At 34.8% G+C, this 24326-nt stretch carries 21 protein-coding genes and 3 tRNA genes; 1 reads left to right on the forward strand and 23 read right to left on the reverse strand.

Annotated features, from left to right (window positions below; all coding sequences use genetic code 11):
* Positions 1-41: 41 nt before the first annotated feature.
* The 5 genes from hemB to hemA all read right to left on the reverse strand — a co-directional run bounded on the left by hemB (position 42) and on the right by hemA (position 5039).
* Complete coding sequence (gene hemB / locus OEV98_RS10720; protein WP_263073270.1) at positions 42-1019, reverse strand: porphobilinogen synthase; 978 nt, start codon at positions 1017-1019, stop codon at positions 42-44.
* Positions 1020-1041: 22 nt separating this feature from the next.
* Positions 1042-1824, reverse strand: a complete 783-nt coding sequence (locus OEV98_RS10725; protein WP_263073271.1) for a uroporphyrinogen-III synthase — start codon at positions 1822-1824, stop codon at positions 1042-1044.
* A 21-nt stretch (positions 1825-1845) separates the two neighbouring features.
* A complete protein-coding gene (gene hemC, locus OEV98_RS10730) occupies positions 1846-2778 on the reverse strand; it encodes a hydroxymethylbilane synthase (RefSeq protein WP_263073272.1) in 933 nt (310 codons plus the stop codon).
* A 66-nt stretch (positions 2779-2844) separates the two neighbouring features.
* Entirely contained in the window at positions 2845-3678 is an 834-nt protein-coding gene (gene ccsA / locus OEV98_RS10735; RefSeq protein WP_263073273.1) for a cytochrome c biogenesis protein, read from the reverse strand.
* A gap of 14 nt (positions 3679-3692) precedes the next feature.
* On the reverse strand, positions 3693-5039 hold the full coding sequence (gene hemA, locus OEV98_RS10740; RefSeq protein ID WP_263073274.1) for a glutamyl-tRNA reductase: 1347 nt from the start codon (positions 5037-5039) through the stop codon (positions 3693-3695).
* A gap of 282 nt (positions 5040-5321) precedes the next feature.
* Here hemA and OEV98_RS10745 point away from each other — a divergent pair, with 282 nt between their 5' ends.
* Positions 5322-5807 (forward strand): LiaI-LiaF-like domain-containing protein, encoded by a 486-nt coding sequence (locus OEV98_RS10745; RefSeq protein WP_263073275.1) that lies wholly within the window; start codon positions 5322-5324, stop codon positions 5805-5807.
* Between the two features lie 76 nt (positions 5808-5883).
* Here the strand turns inward: OEV98_RS10745 and yihA are convergent, their stop codons facing one another.
* The 18 genes from yihA to OEV98_RS10835 form a co-directional block, all read right to left on the reverse strand.
* On the reverse strand, positions 5884-6513 hold the full coding sequence (yihA, locus tag OEV98_RS10750; RefSeq protein WP_263073276.1) for a ribosome biogenesis GTP-binding protein YihA/YsxC: 630 nt from the start codon (positions 6511-6513) through the stop codon (positions 5884-5886).
* Positions 6503-8833: an endopeptidase La gene (gene lon, locus OEV98_RS10755; protein ID WP_263073277.1), complete on the reverse strand. Its 2331-nt coding sequence runs from the start codon at positions 8831-8833 to the stop codon at positions 6503-6505. Before lon ends, yihA begins: the two co-directional genes overlap by 11 nt.
* A 466-nt stretch (positions 8834-9299) precedes the next feature.
* A complete protein-coding gene (gene lonB / locus OEV98_RS10760) occupies positions 9300-10976 on the reverse strand; it encodes an ATP-dependent protease LonB (RefSeq protein ID WP_263073278.1) in 1677 nt (558 codons plus the stop codon).
* 226 nt (positions 10977-11202) lie between these two features.
* Positions 11203-12462, reverse strand: coding sequence for an ATP-dependent protease ATP-binding subunit ClpX (gene clpX / locus OEV98_RS10765; protein WP_263073279.1), 1260 nt, complete (start codon positions 12460-12462; stop codon positions 11203-11205).
* A 447-nt stretch (positions 12463-12909) separates the two neighbouring features.
* Positions 12910-14196 (reverse strand): trigger factor, encoded by a 1287-nt coding sequence (gene tig, locus OEV98_RS10770; RefSeq protein ID WP_263073280.1) that lies wholly within the window; start codon positions 14194-14196, stop codon positions 12910-12912.
* Positions 14197-14424: 228 nt separating this feature from the next.
* Positions 14425-15435 carry a tetratricopeptide repeat protein gene (locus OEV98_RS10775; RefSeq protein WP_263073281.1) on the reverse strand — a complete coding sequence of 337 codons (1011 nt, stop codon included), beginning with the start codon at positions 15433-15435 and terminating at the stop codon, positions 14425-14427.
* Between the two features lie 145 nt (positions 15436-15580).
* Positions 15581-15654 (reverse strand) — tRNA-Arg (locus tag OEV98_RS10780).
* A 149-nt stretch (positions 15655-15803) separates the two neighbouring features.
* Positions 15804-15877: transfer RNA gene (locus OEV98_RS10785), tRNA-Arg, on the reverse strand.
* Positions 15878-16085: 208 nt separating this feature from the next.
* Positions 16086-16955: a Swt1 family HEPN domain-containing protein gene (locus OEV98_RS10790; RefSeq protein ID WP_263073282.1), complete on the reverse strand. Its 870-nt coding sequence runs from the start codon at positions 16953-16955 to the stop codon at positions 16086-16088.
* Between the two features lie 153 nt (positions 16956-17108).
* Complete coding sequence (locus OEV98_RS10795) at positions 17109-17651, reverse strand: helix-turn-helix domain-containing protein (protein ID WP_263073283.1); 543 nt, start codon at positions 17649-17651, stop codon at positions 17109-17111.
* A gap of 586 nt (positions 17652-18237) precedes the next feature.
* Positions 18238-18552, reverse strand: a complete 315-nt coding sequence (locus OEV98_RS10800; protein WP_263073284.1) for a hypothetical protein — start codon at positions 18550-18552, stop codon at positions 18238-18240.
* Positions 18553-18694: 142 nt separating this feature from the next.
* The gene (locus tag OEV98_RS10805) at positions 18695-19696 is read right to left on the reverse strand and encodes a tyrosine-type recombinase/integrase (protein ID WP_263073285.1); all 1002 of its coding nucleotides are present in this window, start codon (positions 19694-19696) and stop codon (positions 18695-18697) included.
* A gap of 164 nt (positions 19697-19860) precedes the next feature.
* Positions 19861-19934: transfer RNA gene (locus tag OEV98_RS10810), tRNA-Arg, on the reverse strand.
* 166 nt (positions 19935-20100) lie between these two features.
* Complete coding sequence (locus OEV98_RS10815; protein WP_263073286.1) at positions 20101-20607, reverse strand: metallophosphoesterase family protein; 507 nt, start codon at positions 20605-20607, stop codon at positions 20101-20103.
* Position 20608: 1 nt separating this feature from the next.
* On the reverse strand, positions 20609-21211 hold the full coding sequence (locus OEV98_RS10820; protein WP_263073287.1) for an XTP/dITP diphosphatase: 603 nt from the start codon (positions 21209-21211) through the stop codon (positions 20609-20611).
* A 136-nt stretch (positions 21212-21347) separates the two neighbouring features.
* A complete protein-coding gene (locus OEV98_RS10825; protein WP_407676509.1) occupies positions 21348-22418 on the reverse strand; it encodes a GerMN domain-containing protein in 1071 nt (356 codons plus the stop codon).
* Between the two features lie 278 nt (positions 22419-22696).
* Positions 22697-23497, reverse strand: a complete 801-nt coding sequence (racE, locus tag OEV98_RS10830; RefSeq protein ID WP_263073289.1) for a glutamate racemase — start codon at positions 23495-23497, stop codon at positions 22697-22699.
* Positions 23498-23507: 10 nt separating this feature from the next.
* The gene (locus OEV98_RS10835) at positions 23508-23957 is read right to left on the reverse strand and encodes a MarR family winged helix-turn-helix transcriptional regulator (protein WP_263073290.1); all 450 of its coding nucleotides are present in this window, start codon (positions 23955-23957) and stop codon (positions 23508-23510) included.
* Positions 23958-24326 lie beyond the last annotated feature (369 nt).

Below are 24326 nucleotides of genomic sequence, written 5' to 3' on the forward strand. Positions count from 1 at the left end.
CCTTAGATTTAATTACTTGTAATCGAAAACATGAAGACTAATTACCCCTGTAAATATTTCGCTACATCCTTCGCAAAGTACGTAATAATCAAATCTGCTCCGGCACGTTTAAAGCCTGTTAACATTTCTAGAACAATTGCTTTTTCATCGATCCAGCCATTTTGTGCAGCAGCTTTTACCATTGAGTATTCACCACTAACATTGTAAGCAACTACTGGTAAATTAAATTCATTCCGAACGTCACGCATAATATCCATGTAAGGTAATCCTGGTTTTACAATAAGGAAGTCTGCCCCTTCCTCTACATCAGACTGAGCTTCACGTAATGCTTCGAGTCTATTAGCTGGATCCATTTGGTAAGTTTTCCGGTCACCAAATTGTGGTGTGCTATCCGCAGCATCACGGAAAGGACCATAAAACGCGGATGCATATTTTACAGCATAGGACATGATTGGAATATGGCGATAGCCAGCTTCATCCAAGCCTTGGCGAATCGCAATTACAAATCCATCCATCATATTAGAAGGTGCAATAATATCGGCACCAGCTTCTGCTTGACTTACTGCCGATTTTACCAATAGCTCTAATGATTCATCATTTAATACATCGCCATTTGCTACAACTCCACAATGACCATGATCGGTATATTCACATAAGCATGTATCTGCGACTACAAGCATTTCAGGTGCATGCTTTTTAATCACTCTAGTAGCTTCTTGGACAATACCATGTGTATGATATGCTCCTGTTCCGACGCTATCTTTATCATTTGGTACGCCAAACAATAAGATTGCTTTAATACCTAAAGAAAGTAGTTCATCGACTTCTTGTGGTAAATAATCTAATGAAATTTGTTCGACACCTGGCATAGAGGAAACAGGATTTCTTGTTTTTTCTCCTTCAACTACAAATAATGGATAAATAAAGTCATCCATTCGTAAATGATTTTCTCTAACTAAATCACGCATAAAAGGAGTTCTCCGTAATCTGCGGTGACGTTTAAATTGTAAGTCGCTCATCTTAATCTCCGTCCTTTTTGATCTATTTCCTAACAAAAAATTGTTTTGTTTCTTTAAGTAATTGCTCACCAGTATATATTTTTGGACAAATATGTACTGGGAATCCTGCGGTTATTAATGCCTTTTTTGTTACTGGACCGATACAGGCAAATATCTTTCCCATTAGCTTTTGCTGCAGCTTGTTTTCCTCAATAACTAAAAGAAAGTGTTGAACTGTTGATGGGCTTGTAAATACTAATAAATCAACAGCTTCCTCGCGAATTTGTGCTGCAAGCCTTTCCTTACTTTCCTCCGGTAAATATGTCTCATAAATAATAAGCTCATGGACATTAGGCGTTTTCGCTCGCAATTCGTCATAAATAATATTGCTTGCCAAATTTCCTTTGATGATACAAATCGTATCCATTGGTTGAATATATGGTATGATTTCTGCTGCTAATGCTTCTCCAGTAAATTGGCTAGGGATAAAGCTAATCGTTACCCCATAATCATGAAGAAGCTGTTCCGTTTTTTTCCCGACAGCAGCTACCTTTACATGTTTTGGAAAGCTTTCATCACTTTCCTGTAATTGCTCCATAAAAAACCTCACACCATTTTGACTCGTAAAAATAATCCAATCATAGGTTGCAAGATTCTTTACAATTAACTGGTCCTGTTCGTTTACTATCGTTTTTCTAAAGGAAATTAGCGGGACATTGACCGCTTCTCCGCCAAGTTTGCGGATTCCATTAACTAATTGTTTAGCTTGTGAAGGGTTACGCATAATTAAGCATCGCTTCCCTGCTAGCGGCAAATTCTCCTCCATTGCTTCCCATCTCCAATAAAGTTATTGCTCTAACTCACGAATAACATCTGCAATCAAGTCCTTTGCCCCTTGATTGATAAGGCGATTGCCAGCCTCTTCCCCTATTTCCTGAGGATTTGTACCAATAACCTTTTCCTTCAAAATGGTTTTTCCATCTGGAGAGGATACAAATGCAGTTAATTCTACTTCATTTGCTTCATTCACTACAGCATAGCCACCAATTGGAACTTGGCAGCTGCCCTCCATCTTCGTTAAGAAAGCCCGTTCGGCAAGCACTGCTAGTTTTGTTTGTTCCGATGTGATTTTATTTAGCCATTCTAATAGCTCATGATCGTCTGCACGGCACTCGATCGAAAGCGACCCTTGTCCAACTGCTGGAATACAGCTATCTGCTTGTAAAAATTCGGTCACGACATCATCTGACCAGCCCATTCGCTTTAATCCTGCAGCAGCCAAAATGATGGCATCGTATTCTTCAGTTTCTAATTTTTTTAATCTCGTATCAATATTTCCACGAATCCACTTTACTTCAATATCCGGACGAATTGCTAATAATTGTGCCTTTCGGCGTAAACTACTAGTTCCTATAATCGAACCTGCTGGTAGTTCCTTTAGTTTAAGATTATTCCGCGCTATTAACACATCACGTGCATCTTCTCGTTCTGGAATTGCACCAATTGTTAATCCTTGTGGGAGCACTGCTGGCATATCTTTCATGCTATGTACAGCCATATCAATCTCTTTATTTAACATAGAGTTTTCAATCTCATTAACAAATAGCCCTTTTCCGCCAACCTTTGAAAGTGTAACGTTAAGAATTTGGTCTCCCTTAGTTACAATTTCCTTCACTTCAAATTCAAATGGTGCACCGATTTTTTTTAGTTGATCGATTACCCAATGTGTTTGCGTTAATGCTAACTTACTTCTTCTGGAACCAATGATGATTTTTCTCATGGAAATCTCCTTTATCTGCTTATAATCAGTTAATATCTCATACACTGATTTGGTTTCTTCATGCTCTTAATAATACCAAATATGAAATAGGGACAGCTTTCCTAATAGGAAAAAATTGATTAGTACAATTAAAAAAGCTGCAATGTTTAAAAAAGCTAAATTTCTGCCCATCATTTCTTTCCGGATTTTCATATATAAGTAAATCCCGTACACGATTAAAACAAAACAGGAACCAATTATTTTCCAATCATAAAACACTAAATCGGGTATTTTTATGTACGCCCATTGCAATCCTAGTATAACACCACTTAATAACAAGGGCACACCAATAACATTTAAAATATATGCCAATTGCTCTAATTTCGCCAAATTTCCAATCCGGATTAATCGTTTTCCCCATTTCTTCTGTTTTAGCAAATCATATTGTATTAAATATAATAATGAAAAAATAAACGACAATGTAAAAGCACCATATGCTAACAAGGAAATAATAATATGAATAATTAAAAGCTCGGAAGCTAATTTTTCAGCTAATACATTCGATTGCCAATGAAATGGTGCAAAAGTATAAATTACTAATAGTAGAAATGCAAGAACGTTCGTAAAAAATACGAAAAAATCTACCCGCAGGAATCGATTAATCGCTAATGACAATGTAATTAGCACCCACACATAAAAATAAAGCCCTTCCGATAATGTAAGAATTGGAAAGCGACCTTTATCGTACATATAAAATAACAGAAAAAAGGTTTGCAGGAGCCAAACAATAGAAAGTAACCAGAAAGCGATTCGGTTCGCCTTCCGGTTATGATGCAAAAAATCAACAAAATATAACAAAACGGAAAATGCATAAAGAAGTACAATCCCTTCATGCATTTTCGCCAATATTTGTTCTCCCACTAGGAAAACCTCCCTTATGCTCGAACAAGGGATGATGTTTTTGTAATGTAATTTGGATCAGAAATCTCTTGATTGTCTGTAGCTTCCGCAGGAATCGGATTATCTAGTTGAAAAATTTGTTGAAATAATCGGAGCGCCTCTTCCCCATTTGGGCCACCGGCTAATTCTTTAATTTGGATAATCGGATCCTTTAACATTTGATTAATAATACTTTTCGTATGTTTACTTATCACCTTTTGTTCGCGCTCGGTTAAATCCGGTATTTTTCTTTGAATGCTTTTCATTGTTTCTGCTTGAATGGATAATGCTTTTTCACGTAAAGAAGCAATTAATGGAACAACTCCAAGCGTATTTAACCATTGTTGGAATTCTTCGAGATCTTCTTCAATCATTTGAAGAATGGTTTGGGCAATATGCTCCCGCTCCTGTAGATTTGCTTCTACTATTCCTTCGAGATCATCAATATCATACAAAAATACCGATTCAAGTTCCCCTATTTCTGGATCAATATCTCTCGGAACCGCAATATCTACTAAAAACATCGGATTACCTTTACGCGCATTTTTGACATGTTCCATCATAGCTTTCGTAAGAACATAATGACTTGCACCAGTAGAACTAATGACAATATCTGCCCCTGCTAATCCTGTAGGTAAATCAGAAAATTCATAAGCAGTACCACCATATTTTTCTGCTAATTTTTTTCCAGTTTCAAATGTGCGATTGACAACATTAATTTCACTAGCACCGCTACCTTGTAAATTTTGGATTGCTAGCTCACTCATTTTTCCTGCCCCAATAATTAAAACTCGTTTCCCATCTAGGCTACCGAAGATTTTCTTACCTAATTCTACAGCTGCATAACTGACAGAAACCGCATTTGCCCCAATTTCCGTTTCAGTATGTACTCGTTTCGCTAGCGTAATGGCTTGCTTAAACAATCGATTAAAAACTGTTCCAACTGTTGCTTTTTCCTGTGCTAACAAGAAGCTTGTACGGACTTGACCTAAAATTTGCGTTTCTCCAAGTACCATAGAATCTAAGCCACAGGTTACTTTATACAAATGTCGAATTGCCTCATCATTTTCATAAAAAAATAACGATGATTCAAACTCGTCTCTATTTATAGAAAACCACTCAGATAAATATTCTTTTATATAATATTTCCCTGTATGCAACTGATCAACGACTGCATAAATTTCTGTTCGATTACAAGTGGAAATAATCACATTTTCTAGTATGCTTTTTTTGCTTTTTAAAGCCACCATTCCTTCACCTATTTGTGATTCAAGAAATGAGAGCTTTTCTCGAATTTCCACAGGGGCTGTTTTATAATTTAGACCAACCACTAATATATGCAAAAAAGCCACCCCCAATTTTTTTATTAGACTATTCCAGACAACATTGTACCATTAAATTGATTTCGGAAATTAGTATAAATGTGAACAGAAACGAAAAAATTATGATACCATTAGTTTATACTTTCATTAACATTTCTACTATATTTTATACCAAATCAAAAGAAACATTAGTCAATATTGAAAAGCTACTTTATAATTATTTTAATTTAAAAGTTACACTAAACAAGTTAACAAATCTATCATGATATTTCAAGTTTCTTGATTGAAAAGAGAGGGTTTAGGATGAAAGGACAACATCTGTTTCCAAGTGTTATATTAATCGGATTTGGGTTATATTTCTTTTTAAGTTCTTTGGATATACATTTTTCCTTTCCGATTTTCACTTGGCCAACAATGCTTATTATTATTGGATTAGCATTTATTTTTCATGCATATAGAGGAAAAAGCTATGAATCTATCATACCAGGAATTTTATTCACTGGACTTGGTATTCATTTCCATTTAACATCTTATTGGAATATCCATTTTGACCATATTGGTGTTATTATTTTATTTGTTGCACTTGGATATTTACTACAATATCAAAAAACGAAAGCAGGGCTATTTTACGGAGTTCTATTCCTTATTTTGGCTCTGCTACAGCTTTTTTATGATAGATTATTCCAATGGCTTGGTTCTATTGAATCTACCGTAGCAGAGCTTCATTCCTTTTGGCCAGTTATTCTCGTTCTCAGCGGTATTTATATCTTCTTTTTTAAACGAAAATAAGACTATTTAGTTTAGCAATTATACCAATACATGAAAAAGGTGTCCTTCTCCCTACAGGGTTGGACACCTTTTTTGTCTATTCTTCGTTTATTGAATCTTCATTCGTTTCTTCTTCGCTTTCATCATGAAGAAACTTTTGAATTTCTTGCCATGCTTCTTCTTTTCCGAGACCAGTTTCAGAAGAGAATAATACAACTGGGTCTCGCGGATCTACATCTAATGTTTCTTTAACGACTTTTAAATGCTTTTGCCATTTTCCACGCGGGATTTTATCAGCCTTCGTTGCAACCACAATTACGGGAATCTCATAATGCTTTAAAAAATTATACATTAAGACGTCATCCTTGGAAGGTGGATGTCTTAAGTCCACTAGGGAAATAACACATTGTAATTGTGGTCGACCCATGAGATAGCTTTCAATCATTTTCCCCCAGGCAGCTCGTTCTGTCTTCGACGTTTTCGCATAACCATACCCAGGAACATCTACAAAATAAAAGCTTTCATTAATAAAGTAATAATTTAACGTTTGTGTTTTTCCAGGTTTAGACGATGTTCTTGCCAAGTTTCGTCGATTGAGTAGCTTATTGATAAACGAAGATTTTCCTACATTGGAGCGCCCAGCAAGCGCGATTTCCGGTAGGTTACCTTCTGGATATTGTGCTTTAGAAACTGCACTAATTATAAATTCTGCACTTTTAATTTTCAAATGTTTCACCAACTAACGCATGTTTTAATACTTCATCTACATGGGATACCGCAACAAAAGTTAAATCACTTTTCACACTTTCTGGAATATCCTCTAAATCCTTTTCATTATCCTTCGGAAAGATTATTTTCGTTAATCCGGCACGATGGGCACTTAATGTTTTTTCTTTTAAGCCACCAATAGGTAATACTCGTCCGCGTAATGTAATTTCTCCAGTCATACCTACTTCTTTATGGATGGCCTTTCCTGTTAGAGCAGAAACAAGTGCTGTTGTCATCGTTACTCCAGCGGAAGGACCATCCTTTGGAACTGCTCCTTCCGGAACATGGATATGAATATCATACTTTTCATAGAAATCAGGATCTATATTTAAGTGCTCTGCTTTTGAACGGACATAGCTAAATGCTGCTTGAGCAGATTCTTTCATTACATCGCCAAGCTTACCAGTTAAGACAAGCTTGCCTTTTCCTGGAGCAAGGGCAACTTCAATTTGTAGCGTGTCTCCACCAAAGGTAGTATACGCTAAACCAGTAGCAACCCCAACCTGATCTTCAATTTCCGCTTGACCATAATGGAAAATTTTCTTTCCAAGGAATTCCTCAATATTTTTATTCGTTACGATTACGCGCTTTTTCTCTTCAGAAGTAATGATACGTGCAGTCTTTCTACAGATGGTGGCAATTTGTCGTTCTAGTCCACGAACTCCTGCTTCCCTTGTGTAGTAACGAATGATTTGTGTAATTGCCTCGTCGCGAATTTGTAACTGTTGTTTATTCATTCCATGCTCTTTAATTTGTTTCGGTACTAAATAGTCCTTTGCAATATGAAGCTTTTCTAACTCCGTATAACCGGCGATGGAAATAATCTCCATTCTGTCTCGCAGTGGTCCTGGAATGGTAGATAAATCATTTGCTGTAGCTATAAATAGAACTTTCGATAGGTCATATGTTTCTTCAATATAATGATCACTGAAGTTTTTATTTTGTTCTGGATCTAATACCTCCAGCATAGCGGAAGATGGATCGCCGCGGAAATCATTGGACATTTTATCTATTTCATCAAGTAAAAATACAGGGTTAATAGTTCCTGCTTTTCGCATCCCTTGAATGATTCTTCCAGGCATTGCCCCAACATACGTACGTCTATGGCCACGAATTTCTGATTCATCACGAACACCACCTAAAGATACACGGATGAAGTTTCGATTCAGTGATCTAGCAATTGATTTTGCTAAACTTGTTTTACCTACCCCTGGTGGACCAACTAGACAAAGGATTGGGCCTTTTAATGACTTGGTTAGCTTCTGAACAGCTAAATATTCTAGTACCCGTTCTTTCACCTTTTCCAAGCCGTAATGATCTTCATTTAAAACTTTTTCTGCTTTCGGGATATTGATATCATCTTTTGTAGCCCTTGTCCACGGAAGAGCGATTAGCCAATCTAAGTAATTTCGAATGACAGAGCTTTCTGCAGAAGTACTAGGAATTTTTTCATAACGGTTCAGTTCTTTTATAGCAGCATTATAAACATGCTCCGGCATATTAGCCTGTTCAATTTTTTCCTTTAAATCTTGAACTTCTCCCGTTTTCCCTTCTTTATCGCCAAGTTCTTTTTGAATCGCCTTCATTTGTTCACGTAAATAATATTCTTTTTGTGTTCTTTCCATTGAGCGTTTCACGCGTTGGCCAATTTTTTTCTCTAACTGAATTACTTCTTTTTCATTGTTTAAAATTTTGACCACACGGTTTAGTCTTTGTTTGACATTTACTGTTTCTAATAATTCTTGTTTATCCTTGAGCTTCAATGGTAAATGAGAAGTCACTATATCCGCCAACCTACCCGGCTCCTCAATATCTTGAACAGTTGCTAATGTTTCTGCAGAAATCTTTTTCGACATTTTTATGTATTGCTCGAAATAATCAAGGATGGTTCGCATTAGCGCTTCATCTTCTGCATCCTTTTTCGCATCGTTTTCGAACAAGCTGATGGAAACAGAAAAATAATCTTCATGATTAATAAATTCTTCAATTTTCCCCCGATTCAAGCCTTCAACAAGCACACGTATCGTTCCGTTTGGTAGTTTCAGCATTTGCTTAACCCGCGCTAAAGTTCCTACTTCATATAGATCCTCTTCTTCGGGGTCATCGATTGAGACATCCTTCTGAGTGGTTAAAAATATTAAATGCTCATCCATCATCGCCTTTTCAAGAGCTTGTACGGACTTATCTCTTCCAACATCAAGATGAAGCACCATTGTTGGGAACACTAACAAACCTCGAAGCGGCAGGAGGGGAACTATCGTTCTTTGTTGTTCACTCATATGTAAACCTCCTTATTTCTTTATCATTATTATGTATATGCTTTACGTATATTAAAGCAAACAGTTTCTTCTTGCAACTGTAAAGGTGCAGATTGTTACAATTTTTCGCTTATCCTATATTTTACCGCACCCCAACAAATAATACTAATCAAAAATCGAGGCGACTGATTTGTGGCGTACAAACTGGAGCCAGTCCGCAGGAGATAAAGGAAACATGATACGCCTCTGAATCGATGTTGACTTATCGTACGGAGGGCTGGCGAAGTTTGCTAGCCACTAGGAGCCGCAGCTAGGTTCTGTAGTTTTACTTTTTCCAATAATCCAGAACGATAGAGATTTGCTTAAATAGTTGAATTTATTTACAAGGAGCTAATATAAGTTCAAAAAAATCCGGCTTGCTTATACAACAAACCGAGAAAACAAAGGAAGTTTTATCATAATGTTATATCATATTAACGAAACAAGATTATATGCTTTCTTTCTTCTGTTCTTGGTACGAGAATACGGCAGTATGATCGACTACCTCTTTTATTTCATTTTTCACTAACGCTAATTCAAATACTTCTTTAATGTGCTGTACTGGGATAATCTCCATATCCTCAATCGTCGTGATAATGGATTCCATATTTTCCGCAGGAATAATCACCGTTTTTGCACCAGCTTTCTTTGCAGCCTTAATTTTTGTATACACTCCACCAACTGGTTTAACCTTGCCATGAATGGTTATTTCACCAGTCATTGCAATCGTATTTTTCACGGGCATTTTGTAAATCGCCGAATAAATACCTGTTGCCATTGCAATACCAGCTGATGGACCATCTACGGGGATTCCTCCCGGAAAATTAACATGAATATCATATTCATCTGCGGGAACTCCAAACGAACGTAAAATGGTAATTACATTTTCTATTGACCCTTTCGCCATACTTTTTCTTCTAATCGATTTTCCTTGTCCGCCAATACTTTCTTCCTCCACAATCCCTGTTACATTAATTGATCCTTTATCCATGGCCGGGATGACCGTTACCTCAATTTCTAATAATGCCCCACTATTTGGTCCATAAACCGCAAGCCCATTAACAAGACCGATATGAGGCTTTGGTAATATTTTATTACTAAGTTTAGGAGAAAGCTGACTGGAATGGATAACCCAATCAACATCCTCGTCTTTAATGTTGTGACGATCATCTGTAATCGCTAGCCCTGCTGCAATTTGAACCATGTTTACTGCTTCTCTACCATTTTTCGCATATTGGGAAAGCTTTTTAATTCCATATTCACTTATTGAAAGGTTTACTTTATCTGCGGCACGTTTTACTACTTGCTTCAATTCCTCTTGATCTAATTCTCGGAAATATATTTCCATACAGCGTGAACGAATTGCTGGTGGAATCTCGTCAGGGGATCTTGTGGTAGCACCAATTAATCGAAAATCAGCAGGTAATCCATTTTTAAAAATATCATGTATAAAGCTCGGAATATGTGTGTTTTCCTCACTATAATAAGCACTTTCTAAATAAACTTTTCGATCTTCTAACACCTTTAGCAGCTTATTCATTTGAATTGGATGTAATTCGCCAATTTCATCAATAAATAGAACACCACCATGGGCGTTAGTTACAGCACCTTGTTTTGGCTGTGGAATTCCCGCTTGCCCCATTGCCCCAGCACCTTGGTAAATCGGGTCATGGACAGAACCAATTAATGGGTCTGCAATCCCGCGTTCGTCAAAGCGAGCGGTTGTAGCATCTAACTCGACAAACTTTGCATCTCTTTTAAATGGTGACTTCTCCATTTTCTTTGCTTCTTCTAATACTAAACGAGCTGCCGCTGTTTTGCCTATTCCTGGAGGGCCATAAATAATCACATGCTGTGGATTTGGACCACATAATGCGGCTTTTAATGCTTTTATTCCATCCTCTTGTCCGATAATATCAGCGAAAGTCGTCGGGCGAACCATTTCTGCTAATGGCTCCGAGAGCTTGATGGAACGCATTTTCTTTAATTGATCCATTTCCTTTCGTGACTCTCGGTCTATACTTACTTTTTGGGACCGTTGATTCTTTAATAAGTTCCAAAAATATAATCCAATAACAACTCCGAAAAATAATTGAATTAGTAAGACGATGCCTGTTAAGCTCATATGTATTCCCTCCATAAGATGATAATTTTTCTGTATGTCCATTAGTATCTCCCTTTCAATTATGGAATAAACAAGATTTTATGGAGAGAAATGCTACTTCTCTATATTCATTTTTTTCTGAATTCATATCTGCCTATACGCAACCAATCCAAATAAAAAAACCGAGCAAACAGGAACTTGCTTCCTGCTTGCTCGGTTAAAATTCGTCTATTATTATAGAGTATTTTTACGCTGTTTTTTCCTCGTGTTCAATTACTGTACCATCTTTTAATACTAATGACGGACGTTTGTTATCTAGAATCGTTTCTTTTGTAATGATACATTTTGCAATATCATCTCGAGAAGGCAATTCAAACATTACGTCCAACATAATACCTTCCACAATGGAACGTAAACCACGCGCACCAGTTTTTCGTTCAATTGCTTTTTTCGCTATTTCACGCAATGCCTCTTCTTCAAACTCCAATTCAACATTATCCAACTCTAATAATTTTTTAAATTGCTTTGCAAGTGCATTTTTTGGTTTTGTTAAAATGGAAACTAATGCATCTTCATCTAATCGCTCTAATGTTGCAATGACAGGTATACGACCGATAAATTCCGGAATTAAACCGAATTGTAACAAATCTTCCGGTAATACCTTTGTTAATAGATCTTTCTCTTCATCTTCTTTTTTGGCATCTGAACCAAAGCCGATGACTTTCTTACCTAGACGGCGTTTAATAATTTGTTCAACACCATCAAATGCTCCACCACAGATAAATAAAATATTCGTTGTATCAATTTGAATAAATTCCTGGTGTGGATGTTTTCTCCCGCCTTGAGGTGGAACGCTTGCAACCGTACCTTCTAAAATTTTCAATAATGCCTGCTGAACACCTTCACCAGAAACATCCCGTGTAATTGATGGATTTTCTGACTTACGGGCAATTTTATCGATTTCATCAATATAAATAATACCTTTTTCTGCACGTTCAACGTCATAATCAGCTGCTTGAATTAATTTTAATAAAATATTTTCTACGTCTTCTCCAACATAGCCTGCTTCTGTTAGAGAAGTTGCATCAGCAATTGCGAAAGGAACATTTAAAATCCGAGCTAACGTTTGAGCAAGTAATGTTTTCCCGCTACCAGTTGGTCCAATTAAGCTAATATTACTTTTCGCTAATTCAACATCATCCACTTTACTCTTGGAATTAATCCGTTTGTAATGGTTGTAGACAGCAACCGCCAAAGTCTTTTTCGCTTGATCTTGACCAATAACATACTCATCTAATATTTCACGGATTTCGATTGGCTTCGGAACATCTTTAAACTCAACTTCTTCTTCTGTTCCTAACTCTTCTTCCACAATTTCCGTACATAATTCAATACATTCATCACATATATAAACGCCTGGACCAGCAACTAATTTACGAACTTGGTCTTGAGTTTTTCCGCAAAAAGAACACTTCAATTGTCCTTTTTCATCATTGAATTTAAACATATTGTTCACCCCTTAAAAATTTTTTCTCATCTACCTAACCCGAGATTTACAAAGTTAAAACAAAGAGGCTGTTTTTGAAACATGAAAACCTGGTCAATAAATTCAAAAGGTCATCTAAGAATGAATTTCTCTATTCTTATATGTAATGGAATTGTAGCATATTGAGTATCAAACAGGTAATAAAAAGACTCGAAACAGATTATGTATAGTTTGTACTAAGTAATCGTATTAATAGGCGGTAAAAACTAGAACTATTATTATGTATTCGTATGTATTTTTTTCGCTCGAAGGTTAAAGGTCAAAGAGTTAGATATTTATTATGTACAATTTTTAGCTAAATTATGTATTGATTGTAAAAAAAATGATTCTTTTTTTAGTTAGGATAAAACAAGGTACAATAAATTGCACCTTGTTTTATGAAATTAATAAAAGAATCTCTTTACACTATTATGCAACAGTTTTGCTTGTTTCAACAAGTAGTTTAACTGCTTTATTCATTTTTAAATCTTCTTTAATGCTGTCAGTAGATCCTAATAATTGTTTGATTTGGTCTACTGGCATATTGTACATTTCAGACATATTTTGAAGTTCTGCTTCTACTTCTTCATCTGTTACTTCAATATTTTCTGCTTTTACAATAGCTTCAAGAGTTAAGCTCACGCGAACTCGTTTTGCTGCATCGTCTTTCATTTGTTCTTTTAATGAATCAGTATCTTGACCGGAAAGTTGTGAGTATAATTCTAGATTTAAGCCTTGTGCTTGTAATCTTTGCTCGAATTCTTTTACCATACGGTCCACTTCAGATTCAATCATCTCTTCTGGAATATCCATTTCAGCATTTTCAGCTGCTTTTTCTAATACTGTGTTTTCCACTTCGTGTTGTGCTTGATGTTCCTTATCATGTGTTAGACGATCTTTAATTTTTGTTTTTAATGCATCTAAAGTTTCCACTTCATCATCTACATCAACAGCAAAATCATCATCTAGCTCAGGCAATTCTAAGCCTTTAATTTCATGAACTGTTACTTTAAATACAGCTGGTTTACCTGCAAGCTCTGCTGCATGGTATTCTTCAGGGAATGTTACATTCACATCTTTCGTTTCACCAGCTTTAACGCCAACAAGCTGTTCTTCGAAGCCTGGGATGAAAGAATTAGAACCTAATTCAAGTGAATAGTTTTCACCTTTTCCACCTTCAAATGCTTCTCCATCAACAAAACCTTCGAAGTCGATAACAACTGTATCGCCATTTTCTGCAGGTGCATCTTCCTTAACAACAAGCTCGGCATGACGTTTTTGAAGTTCTGTAAGCTCTGCTGCTACATCTTCTTCTGTAACTTCAGTATCTACTTTTGGAACTTCTAAGCCTTTGTATTCACCTAATTTAACTTCTGGTTTTACAACAACAACTGCTTTAAAAGTAACACCTTCACCTTTACCGATGTTTTCAACATCAACTTCTGGTGATGCAACAGGCTCAATTCCTGTTTCTTCTACAGCTTTTGCATACGCATCAGGTAGAACAATATCAATTGCATCTTGGTAAAGGGATTCTACTCCAAATCTTTGTTCAAAAATTGGACGTGGTATTTTACCTTTACGGAATCCAGGAATATTTACTTGTTTTACTACTTTTTGAAATGCTTGATCTAATGCTTTGTCAAATGACGCTGCATCTACTTCAACGGTTAATTCACCGCGGTTGCCTTCTAATTTTTCCCATTTTGCAGACATACCGATTCCCTCCAACATCTATTTATCATTTTATTTTGTTCTTATATGTAGACCTTGTCCATTGTATACAAAACATCCTACATACGCAACAATGTATTCAAAAAGCTACAAAATCTATCCCGAAAAATGAAATCTTTTTGAATATTTTTCAAGGTATTTGAAAAAAGAACAGATTACTTCAACCCTACCATTATAACATAGGATTCATTTGTTTCAATACATACGGGTTTAAAATCGGGATACGAATTTTTGCTCCACTGCTAAGATAAACTGCTGTGCCTCCTGCAGTTTGTCTTCATCTATACCATTAGAAATTCTGAATTGGGAATCATTACCATCCGCTACTTCATTTTCATTCATATACCGGTCAACTACACGAAGAATGGCATTTGCCCATAATTCTACATTCGTAAAGTCCCTTTCCAATGGATAAATATTGAAAAAGAAACGTTCACAAAGGGTATTTGTATATTCCATTAAGCTTGGATTCTTTTGTTCATATTGCTTGAATAGAAATTGCTTAACTTCTTCTACAAATGGTACCTCTCGTACAGAAGGATATTCCATTACATTAAGGTTCATTTCCATTCCAAATTTCTTGATGGTCACAACCTCACGATAATCGTTTTCCTTTAACGTATTTAACAATATCGTTTTAATAAATGGATCTTCTTCTTCGTCTCGTAAAAAATTTCGAATAGTATCTATGTGATGTTGGATTTGCTCGATATCTAGTTGGGCAATATTTTGAACGATTTCTGTAAAATTTCCTTCAAATATATTTTCGATCGGCTCAAATTCACGACTATGCTCAATGTTCTCCACATCATCCATTCGCTCACAAAGATGTAGTAGCTCGGTATACTGATCCATCTTAGAAAATGGTATTTGATTTTCTTCCATTAACATTGTTATCAATTGTTGGATTTTTTTATACTCGTGAAGTTGAAAAAGTATTGTTATATACATATCAGTAGTTTCAAAATAATCACCAATTCCGAGATTTAACATTTCTTCAACAATGTCTAATGCCTTTTGCATACTCCCTAATTTTAAGTAAGCAGCAGTTAACGTATATAAAATATCTTGGTTTTCACTATTAATTTTTTTTGCATCTAATAGTAAAGGAATTGCTTCATTTACTCGACCTCTATCTAAATAATCCTTCCCCTTCTGTAATAGACGTTGTTCTAATTTCGGGAAAAGGATAATGTTGTTATTTGAAGCTTCTTCTTTCACCACACTCATCCCACGCTTTTATTAATCAGATTTTTTGTCAGTTTACCACTCTTTATAAGAAAAACCAACTAAACAAAACAAAAAACACTGGAAAATGCTGAATCTACAACAATTTCGCAGTGCTTTCTTTTGCTTCATATGTTAGCGTCCCAGACGAGATTCGAACTCATGACCTACAGCTTAGGAGGCTGTCGCTCTATCCTGCTGAGCTACTGGGACATCGTATGTATTACTATTACTAGATAAAATGAAAATTTGCCAACTATTATATTACCACATTTGGGAAGTTCACTTCAATTATTATGATTAGTCAACGCAATAAAAAAATAAAAGGAACTCTTAGTTGACTAAGAGCTCCCTTTATTTAACGTCCCAGGAGAGATTCGAACTCCCGACCCACAGCTTAGAAGGCTGTTGCTCTATCCAGCTGAGCTACTGAGACAATACAGTTCCTTATCTGCCAAAACACACTCATAGCAAGGCTTTTATAAGGAACTAACACATTTTAAATTTTTAATTTTATGAAACTAGAGATTAGTACATTTCCCTAACAAAGTTCTATTACCTCATGATAACAGAATAACTCAGAGCTTTTTATATAACAAGCACATTTTAAGCTTAGCTTTTATAATGTTATTACACAGAAATTATTAATCTTCAAAGCCTTTTGATATTTGTTTTAAAATTACATTATAGTAGGTTTTAATTACACTTCTCTCAGTTTCATGTACAATACTGTTATGTGCAATTAAATTTCTGCATTCAGCCATTTCATCAATTTTAGGAATTATAAAATCTTGACTAGGAAAATATTTTTTAAAAACATCCCAGTTGTTACTGATAATTGCCCCTAAATCCTTAAAATCTAAGTAAAATAATTTAGAGTCTCCCCTTACACTTAGCCATTTATTAGCCTGAGCTTTTTCAACTCTATTGGTAATTGTATTTCTAAGAGGGTTTGGTACAGTTATCTTGCTAAAATAATCATCTCCATAGACATCTTTACAAACTTCCTCTATAAACAATCTTAGTGAATTTTCCACAGCATAAAGATATGTATAAACCTCAGCCATGTAATACCCTTTTTCTTTTATATCAGTAGGAAGAATTTTAGACAGAATCTTACCTGATAGTCTATCTGATTGTTTTTCCAAGTCTGATATAAGATCATCCTCTAACTCAAAGTCTTTACTCAAATCAATTTCTATAATTACTCTTTTAACATCATACCCTACTTCAGCAGGTATTAATTTATCAAGAGTAGCTCTTAAAAGTTCCTTTGTATTGTCATTGTCTAGTCCATCAATATTTATAGGATTTACATACAAGTAAATATTAGTTGCCATGGCATCAGGTCTTCCCCTACCACCATCATAATAAGAATAACCACCTGTTTCAATAGAAAGACTTGCACCTCTTAACAATTGTGCCAATTCATGCTCCTGCATTCTTTTTAATTTGTAAATTAAACCATCCAAAAGTTTTTCATTACTAAATGATAAGTTATAAGTAAATGACATTATTCTTCCCCCTTTATCCTCTGCCATAATTCTAAAAATTTACAATTTCAACAATCTAATTTTAACATAAGTACTACTCATTTCTTTAATTAAAAATGATAAATAAGGAGACCCCTTTCCCTAGGAATCCCCTAATTAAATGTACTCATAATTTTAGTTAACTTCTACAGCCTGTAAATCTTCATATTCCCCTAATAGTTCATCATCCCCTGAATATACCTCATAATCTAAGAAACAATTTATTGGATAATACAAATAAAACTCTTGTCCATCTTTCTTCTTTAATTTAATTGCATCTAACAACTTCTTACCATTGTAGACATTGCTAATAAGGTGCTTATGAATAATTACACCAACTTGTTGTCTTGATAGTCCAATTAGTTTTCCTATTTTCTCCTGTGAAATCCAAGCAAATCCATCCTTATCAGTATGTGCAGCAATAACAAGTAACACTTTCAATGCTGATGGATGAAGCTTATATAAACCACCAGAAGATATGAAATCTTTATCTAAAGATAGAAAAACCTTTTTATCAATTTCATCAGTTTTAAAGTTGTAGGATTCTTTTACTGACAGATGGACAAATGGTTCTTGCTCTATATCTGTATTAGTAAGCTTTTCAGCTAATAAAGTTTTTCCCTGCTGAATAATATTTTTTGAAATATGTTTTTTGTGTTTTTCATTTTCTCTAATCATTAAATTATCTCCTTTTTTAATCTGGATGTTTCTATTTTTAATACAAAGTTATTTAGAATAGTTGTACTATCCATCCTTTACAACCTTTTAATTCTTTCTTTACTTTCATGTCTTTCAGTTCTTTAATGTTAAGTAGACATTCCCCCTGATAATCAAAAATTCATTGACTGTACAAAACTATCATTAGATTTTCAAGTTAATACTGTGACAGATAATAATGGAGTATCTTTTTCACTGAATGGGTAAATATAGAGATAAGTTTTAAAAGGATGTTCTACAACAAAGAGGAATGGTCTTGGATTTTTAATAAATTTGAATTGTTGTTATATCAATAATCCTAACTATATACACCCAAGAATTTCAGAGTAATTCAGAATTGTAATCATTTTAAATATTGAAATAAAAAAAAGAGCAATCACTTTGGATGCTCTTTATCTTTTCATTTACTCAAGCTTTGTACATTAGAGGGGTAATAGGGGGGGATGGGGTATGTAAAATAGTGAGAAGTACCTGAAAAATATACTAGCTTAGAAAATATCACTAAAGGCATTTAATACCAATAAAAAAAGGGATAAGCTCCCTTTGATTAACTTTTAGAGTCTAATTTTGTAATTGTAGTATTACTCAAATCCTCAAATAACACTTCTAATAATCTTTTAAAAAACATATCTTCATTATCCTCAGTAAAGAGCTCTATTCCTGTATCTTGTTTATGCTTCTTTAGCTTCCTAGTATCTGTAATGCAGTATTCACCAGCAATTTTAGTAACTAAATAATCCTTTAATTGATAGGAATAATTATCAATATTCTCTAAACACTTTTTTAATTCATTACAAAAGATATGGCCAAAAGCATCTAAAGATATCTCCTCTTGTACTTCTCTAAGAGACCTTACTTTCATTTTCATAACCCCCTAGTAAAATGATTAATACACACTAATAATATGCAATGTATTATATTCTAAGAAGTTAACTTCATGTAATAATGTATCTTTCTTTAAATCATTGTTTACCTATGTCATCAAATATCTTGAAACATGTTTTTTATAAAAAATCCCTGAGATTATCTGCAACTTCTTCAACATCTATATCAAGATATTGAGTTGTAACAGCTAGATTGGAATGTCCTAGAGCTTTTGAGATTAATGCAAGGTTTGCACCCTTGTCTAACAAATTCTTTGCATAGCCCCTTCTCAGTGCATGTGGATTGATGTTATTTAAATCATACATCTTAGCATACTTATTAAGTTGCTTTGAAATAGCATTGTTTGTTGACTTTGTATTTAGTGATGTACCCTTGTATGAGATAAATAAATAAGAATTTACCTGACCATAATATGCTCTAATTTTGTTATTCTGCATTATTAAGATTTTCATTAAATGTATTAATTCATCATCTAAAGGTAATTTTAAAACTTTGTGATTTTTTAAAATTGTACCATCCATACATAACAGCTTGTTTTCAAAATCAAGATGCTTTTCTTGAAGCTGACCTAATGTGTTTATCCTAATCCCTGTCCTATAAAGAGTAAGTACAGCTACAGCATCTCTTAAGCCAATAAAAGTGTTTAAGTCCAATAATGATAGTAATACCAATACATCATCTTTCTTAGCACCTTTTTTAACCTTCTTATCTACTTTAATATTAATTCCATGCCAAAACTTAGAGCTAAACCAACCATTATTAAAACATTTACCAAGAATTGCTTTTAAACATTTTAACCTTGTCAGTTTAGTTTGATTAGAAACATTCATAGAATCAAGCCAAAGATAAATGCTATCAGTTGTAATATCCTCAAGGTATTCTATATTTGTAACTTTTCTAAACTGTTTCATATAGTTGTTATAGTCAATAATAGTTCTTTCCCTATATCCACTAACTTGCATTTGTTGAATAATAATCTCCATTACACTATCTAAATTTCTGCCAATTTGCTTTTTTACTACTGTTACAGATGTTGATGTATTTGAAATACCTGTATTCAGTTTTTGTTTAAAAAGGGGAATTTCTGCATTTACTTCAAAGATATCTTTTTTCTTTGTCATTCTTACTGTCTCCTACTCTAAATATTAGTTGGAGGTAGTAGAAAATTTGAAAGGGATATTGTAGGGATAAAAAAAGGGATACTCCCACAGTGTTCTAATCTGCGTTAGTATCCCTTATCTGTCCAAAACCCTTTCATGTCAAGGTTTAAGACTATTAAACTGTACGTCCCAGGAGGGATTCGAACCCCCGACCCACAGCTTAGAAGGCTGTTGCTCTATCCAGCTGAGCTACTGGGACAAGTATAATATTCTGCTTTGAAAAAACAATGTTTATCAAAGACAAGATTTATTATATGGTGTTTTTTACCGTTTGTCAACAACAAAAAAAGATTTTTTTTAAAAAGAAAAGACAGGAAAGAGACACAGATTTCTTTTCTCTCTCCCTACTATAACATTACGAACATTTAATTTTCTTTCGGAAAATGTTTAGTGTAAAGAACACCTTTTCCATACTCATATACATGGATTATTTTTTCTGTATCTGTAATTTCTAAAACAACATAAGTCTTTTCCTTCGGCATTCTTGGTAAATGAATACTTCCAGGGTTAATGAAAAGGATGCCTTCCATCATTTCAAATCCGAGTATATGGGAGTGACCAAAGCAAACGATCGTTGCCTGATTTTCCAGTGCTTTATATTTTAATGACATCAAACTAGATTTTACCTGGTAAAGATGCCCATGTGTAACAAAAAGCTTATCTTTTCCTAAATCCACCATCAATTGCTCAGGAAAATCGTTGCCATAATCACAATTCCCTCTAACAACTTGATAGCCTTGAATTGCTGGATCGTTAAAGTCTAGTTCCGAATCTCCACAATGAATATAAACATCTACTTCCTGATGCTTCTTTTTCACTTCCATTAGCTCATTTGTTAAACCGTGACTATCACTACAAATTAATACCTTCATCTTAGATCACACCTTCAGCATTTTTTACCCACTCACGTAGTTTTCTTATCGCATTTCCACGATGACTAATGCTATTTTTTTCTTCTCCGTTCATTTCCGCCATTGTTTTTCCTAATGCAGGGACATAAAATATTGGATCATAGCCAAAGCCACTTGTCCCTCTTTTCTCTGTTAAAATCACACCATCGCACATACCTTCAACAATAACTGGTTCCATACAAGGTCCAGTTAGTGCTAATGTACAATGAAAATGTGCTGTTCTCTTCTCCTCTGGTACCTCTTTTAACTCTTCCAATACTTTCGCAATATTTGCTTCATCATCTTTAGACTCTCCTGCATATCTTGCGGAATATACACCAGGACGTCCCTCTAATGCATCAATAGCCAAACCAGAATCATCTGCTATTACGATTCTGTTAAAATATTTCGCTATTCCTTCTGCTTTTAAGAGCGCATTTTCTTCAAATGTTGCTCCGGTTTCTTCAATATCTGGTGCATCTGGAAAGTCAAGCAATGTCTTAACTGTATATCCCATTGGTGAAAATATTTCGATAAATTCCTTTGCTTTTCCAGCATTCTTCGTTGCAATGATCATTTCTTTCATAGCTAAACCCCATTTTTGTTTGTTTTGTTTTATTTGTTTATTTTACCTCTTATATTGCAACAAAAACAATAGGAATGCATGAGCCAAAAACAAAAAGGAAGACTGAAAATTTCAGCCTCCCTTTATCATTTGTTGATTAAAAACTACCTGTGTTCACGTTTTTCGGACGTGTTACTGGCTCTGTCACAGGTTCTCCATCTTGGTTTACAATATCTGCTTCCCCATTTACTTGGATGGCTACACCTTTAATGCCTTCTTGTTCTGTAAGAGATAATACAAGAGAATCCATTACTTGTTTTGATACAAGTTTTTGTTCATAGCTACCTAAAATATTTTCATTAAAGTTTAATGTTACTACCCCATCCGAGATTTCCGGTTCGTTCAATAATTCAACATCAGGCATTAGCATCGTGAATAATGGAGATGATAAATCTGGTCCTTTGACTAGCTCCTCAACAATTGCTGCCACTGTATTATCTTCACTATTTTGGATACGTTTTGTGACTGGAACATAATAGCTTTCCTCATCTGTTTGTGATAAATAATAAACCGTTACAGGTCTTGTATTTGTAATATCCACCACATTTGTCGTATCGAGGTTAATGCCAATTTTTCTTGTTAAATCTCCATTTAACGGGGTTCCATTTACAGGCATTTCACTCAAGTCATTACCATTCATTTGTAATTTCACACGATCAACACTATCAAATTGCGTTAATGTCCAGGTAACAGATTGTACAATTTTCAACTCATCCTCTGGAGCATATTGTGCAAATTCATTAGAGAAATTTACAGTCGCAACGCCATCGGTAATGTCTAAATCAACCGCTGTATCCGCTGGTAAAACGGCCCTAAATTCATTTGGCAATTGGTCCGTAATCGGACCACCAGTAACTAAATATTCTAATGCTTGTTTTGCTACACTTTCCGTATTAGGCAAAGAAAAGGTTCTTGGTACAACAAAACCATCGCTATCAATTAAGTATAATTCTGTTTGAATCGTTGCTGTTTCCCCATCAGCACTCTCTCCATCCGCCTCGATATCTCCTTGTGAACCTGAAACATCCAAGTCTAAGTCCTCTTCATAGGAAACATCCTTCGGTGGGTCTATATCCTCTTTGCTTCCATTAAATAATCCACATCCAGACAATAAAATGGAAACGATTAAAATGCTCAAAAAATAAGTGATTTTTCGTTTCACTAATATCCCTCCCAAGACAGTTTGTACTACATATATACGAGCTTTTCCAAAAAATAGACCGATTCGCCAAAAAAAATTGGACAAATATCTATTATTGTTTCTCCTAGGAGGGATATAGCAAAAAAGGCATAATTTTTTTTAATGTTGGCTCTTTCTATATTCCTTCTACTTCTAGTGTAATTATAAGCTACTCTATTTTTTACAAAAAACAGCCTTCGTCATATCATTCCATGAACAGTAGTGTCCAATGAACTATTAGGACGAAGGCAGTTTCAACACATTTTTTATATTAACTTAATCGATTGTACGGTAATATCCTCTAATTCTAGCCATTGTTTAGCAATGGCTTTAAAAATAGTTTTAGAACCTGTAGTGAAAAATTGATGAAAAAGGTGGTCAGCCTCATCATTTAGTGAATGCGTATGTTCTAAAATAACACTTGCCTCACGGGCCGTTTCTTCACCAGAACTGATAATTTTCACCTTGCTTGCAAAATAGGAATTTATTAATGGTTCTAGCAACGGATAATGGGTACAGCCTAAAATTAATGTATCAATAGGAGTAGTCTTCAATGGAGCAAGTGTGTCTTCGATAATTTCCTTTGCAATAGGGCCAGACCATTCCCCACTCTCGACAAGAGGAACAAATTTCGGACAAGCCAAGCCGTGAACAGAAATATGTTTTCTTATCGATTTTAATGCAAGTTCATATGCCTTACTATTGATGGTCATAGCAGTTCCTATGACACCAATTTGATTTCGTTTAGAGACTTTTATCGCTGCTCTCGCACCTGGATTAATAACTCCCAGTACAGGGATCGGAAGCTCGGAGCGAATCTCCTTCAATGCGACAGCAGTTGCAGTATTGCAGGCAATGATTAACATTTTAATCTCAAACTTTTCTAGATAATGAACCATTTCCCAGGTGAATTTCTTTATTTCTTCACATGGTCTCGGTCCATATGGACAACGTGCAGTATCGCCAATATATACGATTGGCTCGTTTGGAAGTTGACGCATCATTTCTTTAACGACCGTCAAACCACCAACACCAGAATCAATGATGCCAATTGGTTTTGATGACAAGTAACTCGCCTCAATCTTTCATACTCTCATGCAATTTCTTTAAATTATCCTTTAAAAATCCAACTTCCTCATCCGAGAAGTTATTTAATATATTCTTTAAATAAACTTGACGTTTCTTGATTACTTCATCAATTATTCGATTACCTTCCTCTAATAAATGGATACGGACAACACGGCGATCCTTTTCATCCCTTACCCGCTTCACAAGCATATGCTTTTCCATCCGGTCGATTAAGTCAGTCGTCGTACTAAATGCTAAATACATTTTATTAGAAAGCTCTCCAATTGTCATATCCCCTTCTTCAAATAACCATTGAAGGGCAACAAATTGTGGGGGAGTTATCGTGTAATTACTTAATATTTCTCTTCCCTTTTGCTTAATGAGTCCTGATATATACCGTAAATCCTTTTCAATATCTGCGACAGTTTGAAAATCAAACTGTCTTAATTGGTTTTCCAATGTTAAGCACCCCCTAGTCTTTTTTTGCAAGTATTTTCTTTGAAAATACTTCCTTTCTATCTGTATCAATTGTTTACCAAACAATCACGATACAAGGATAAACAACATGTAAAGGAAAGTTTGTCCACAATTTAGACCTTTGTAAAACAACAAAACTACCATAAAAATCATCGAAATAAAATGTTTATACTTTATTGTCTAATTTTTTCAAGAAAAATTCAAGTTGTTTCCTTTAAGATATGACAATTATTCCGAACATGAATATACTATTGAGCAATTAACAAAGCGCCTATTTCTTTATAAGTGTTCATAAAGCTGTCACTCCAATACGTTTGTTCACATATGATATGTTGACGATTCATACCCATC

The organism is Perspicuibacillus lycopersici (assembly GCF_025660475.1).
Classification (GTDB): Bacteria; Bacillota; Bacilli; order Bacillales; family Caldibacillaceae; genus Perspicuibacillus; species Perspicuibacillus lycopersici.

What these genes read in the sequence shown, in the direction of transcription:
- hemB (WP_263073270.1), bottom strand. Translation starts at nt 1,019, where the DNA reads ATGAGCGACTTACAATTTAAACGTCACCGCAGATTACGGAGAACTCCT.
- OEV98_RS10725 (WP_263073271.1), bottom strand. Translation starts at nt 1,824, where the DNA reads ATGGAGGAGAATTTGCCGCTAGCAGGGAAGCGATGCTTAATTATGCGT.
- hemC (WP_263073272.1), bottom strand. Translation starts at nt 2,778, where the DNA reads ATGAGAAAAATCATCATTGGTTCCAGAAGAAGTAAGTTAGCATTAACG.
- OEV98_RS10745 (WP_263073275.1), top strand. Translation starts at nt 5,322, where the DNA reads ATGAAAGGACAACATCTGTTTCCAAGTGTTATATTAATCGGATTTGGG.
- lon (WP_263073277.1), bottom strand. Translation starts at nt 8,833, where the DNA reads ATGAGTGAACAACAAAGAACGATAGTTCCCCTCCTGCCGCTTCGAGGT.
- lonB (WP_263073278.1), bottom strand. Translation starts at nt 10,976, where the DNA reads ATGAGCTTAACAGGCATCGTCTTACTAATTCAATTATTTTTCGGAGTT.
- clpX (WP_263073279.1), bottom strand. Translation starts at nt 12,462, where the DNA reads ATGTTTAAATTCAATGATGAAAAAGGACAATTGAAGTGTTCTTTTTGC.
- tig (WP_263073280.1), bottom strand. Translation starts at nt 14,196, where the DNA reads ATGTCTGCAAAATGGGAAAAATTAGAAGGCAACCGCGGTGAATTAACC.
- OEV98_RS10790 (WP_263073282.1), bottom strand. Translation starts at nt 16,955, where the DNA reads ATGTCATTTACTTATAACTTATCATTTAGTAATGAAAAACTTTTGGAT.
- OEV98_RS10795 (WP_263073283.1), bottom strand. Translation starts at nt 17,651, where the DNA reads ATGATTAGAGAAAATGAAAAACACAAAAAACATATTTCAAAAAATATT.
- OEV98_RS10800 (WP_263073284.1), bottom strand. Translation starts at nt 18,552, where the DNA reads ATGAAAGTAAGGTCTCTTAGAGAAGTACAAGAGGAGATATCTTTAGAT.
- OEV98_RS10805 (WP_263073285.1), bottom strand. Translation starts at nt 19,696, where the DNA reads ATGACAAAGAAAAAAGATATCTTTGAAGTAAATGCAGAAATTCCCCTT.
- OEV98_RS10815 (WP_263073286.1), bottom strand. Translation starts at nt 20,607, where the DNA reads ATGAAGGTATTAATTTGTAGTGATAGTCACGGTTTAACAAATGAGCTA.
- OEV98_RS10820 (WP_263073287.1), bottom strand. Translation starts at nt 21,211, where the DNA reads ATGAAAGAAATGATCATTGCAACGAAGAATGCTGGAAAAGCAAAGGAA.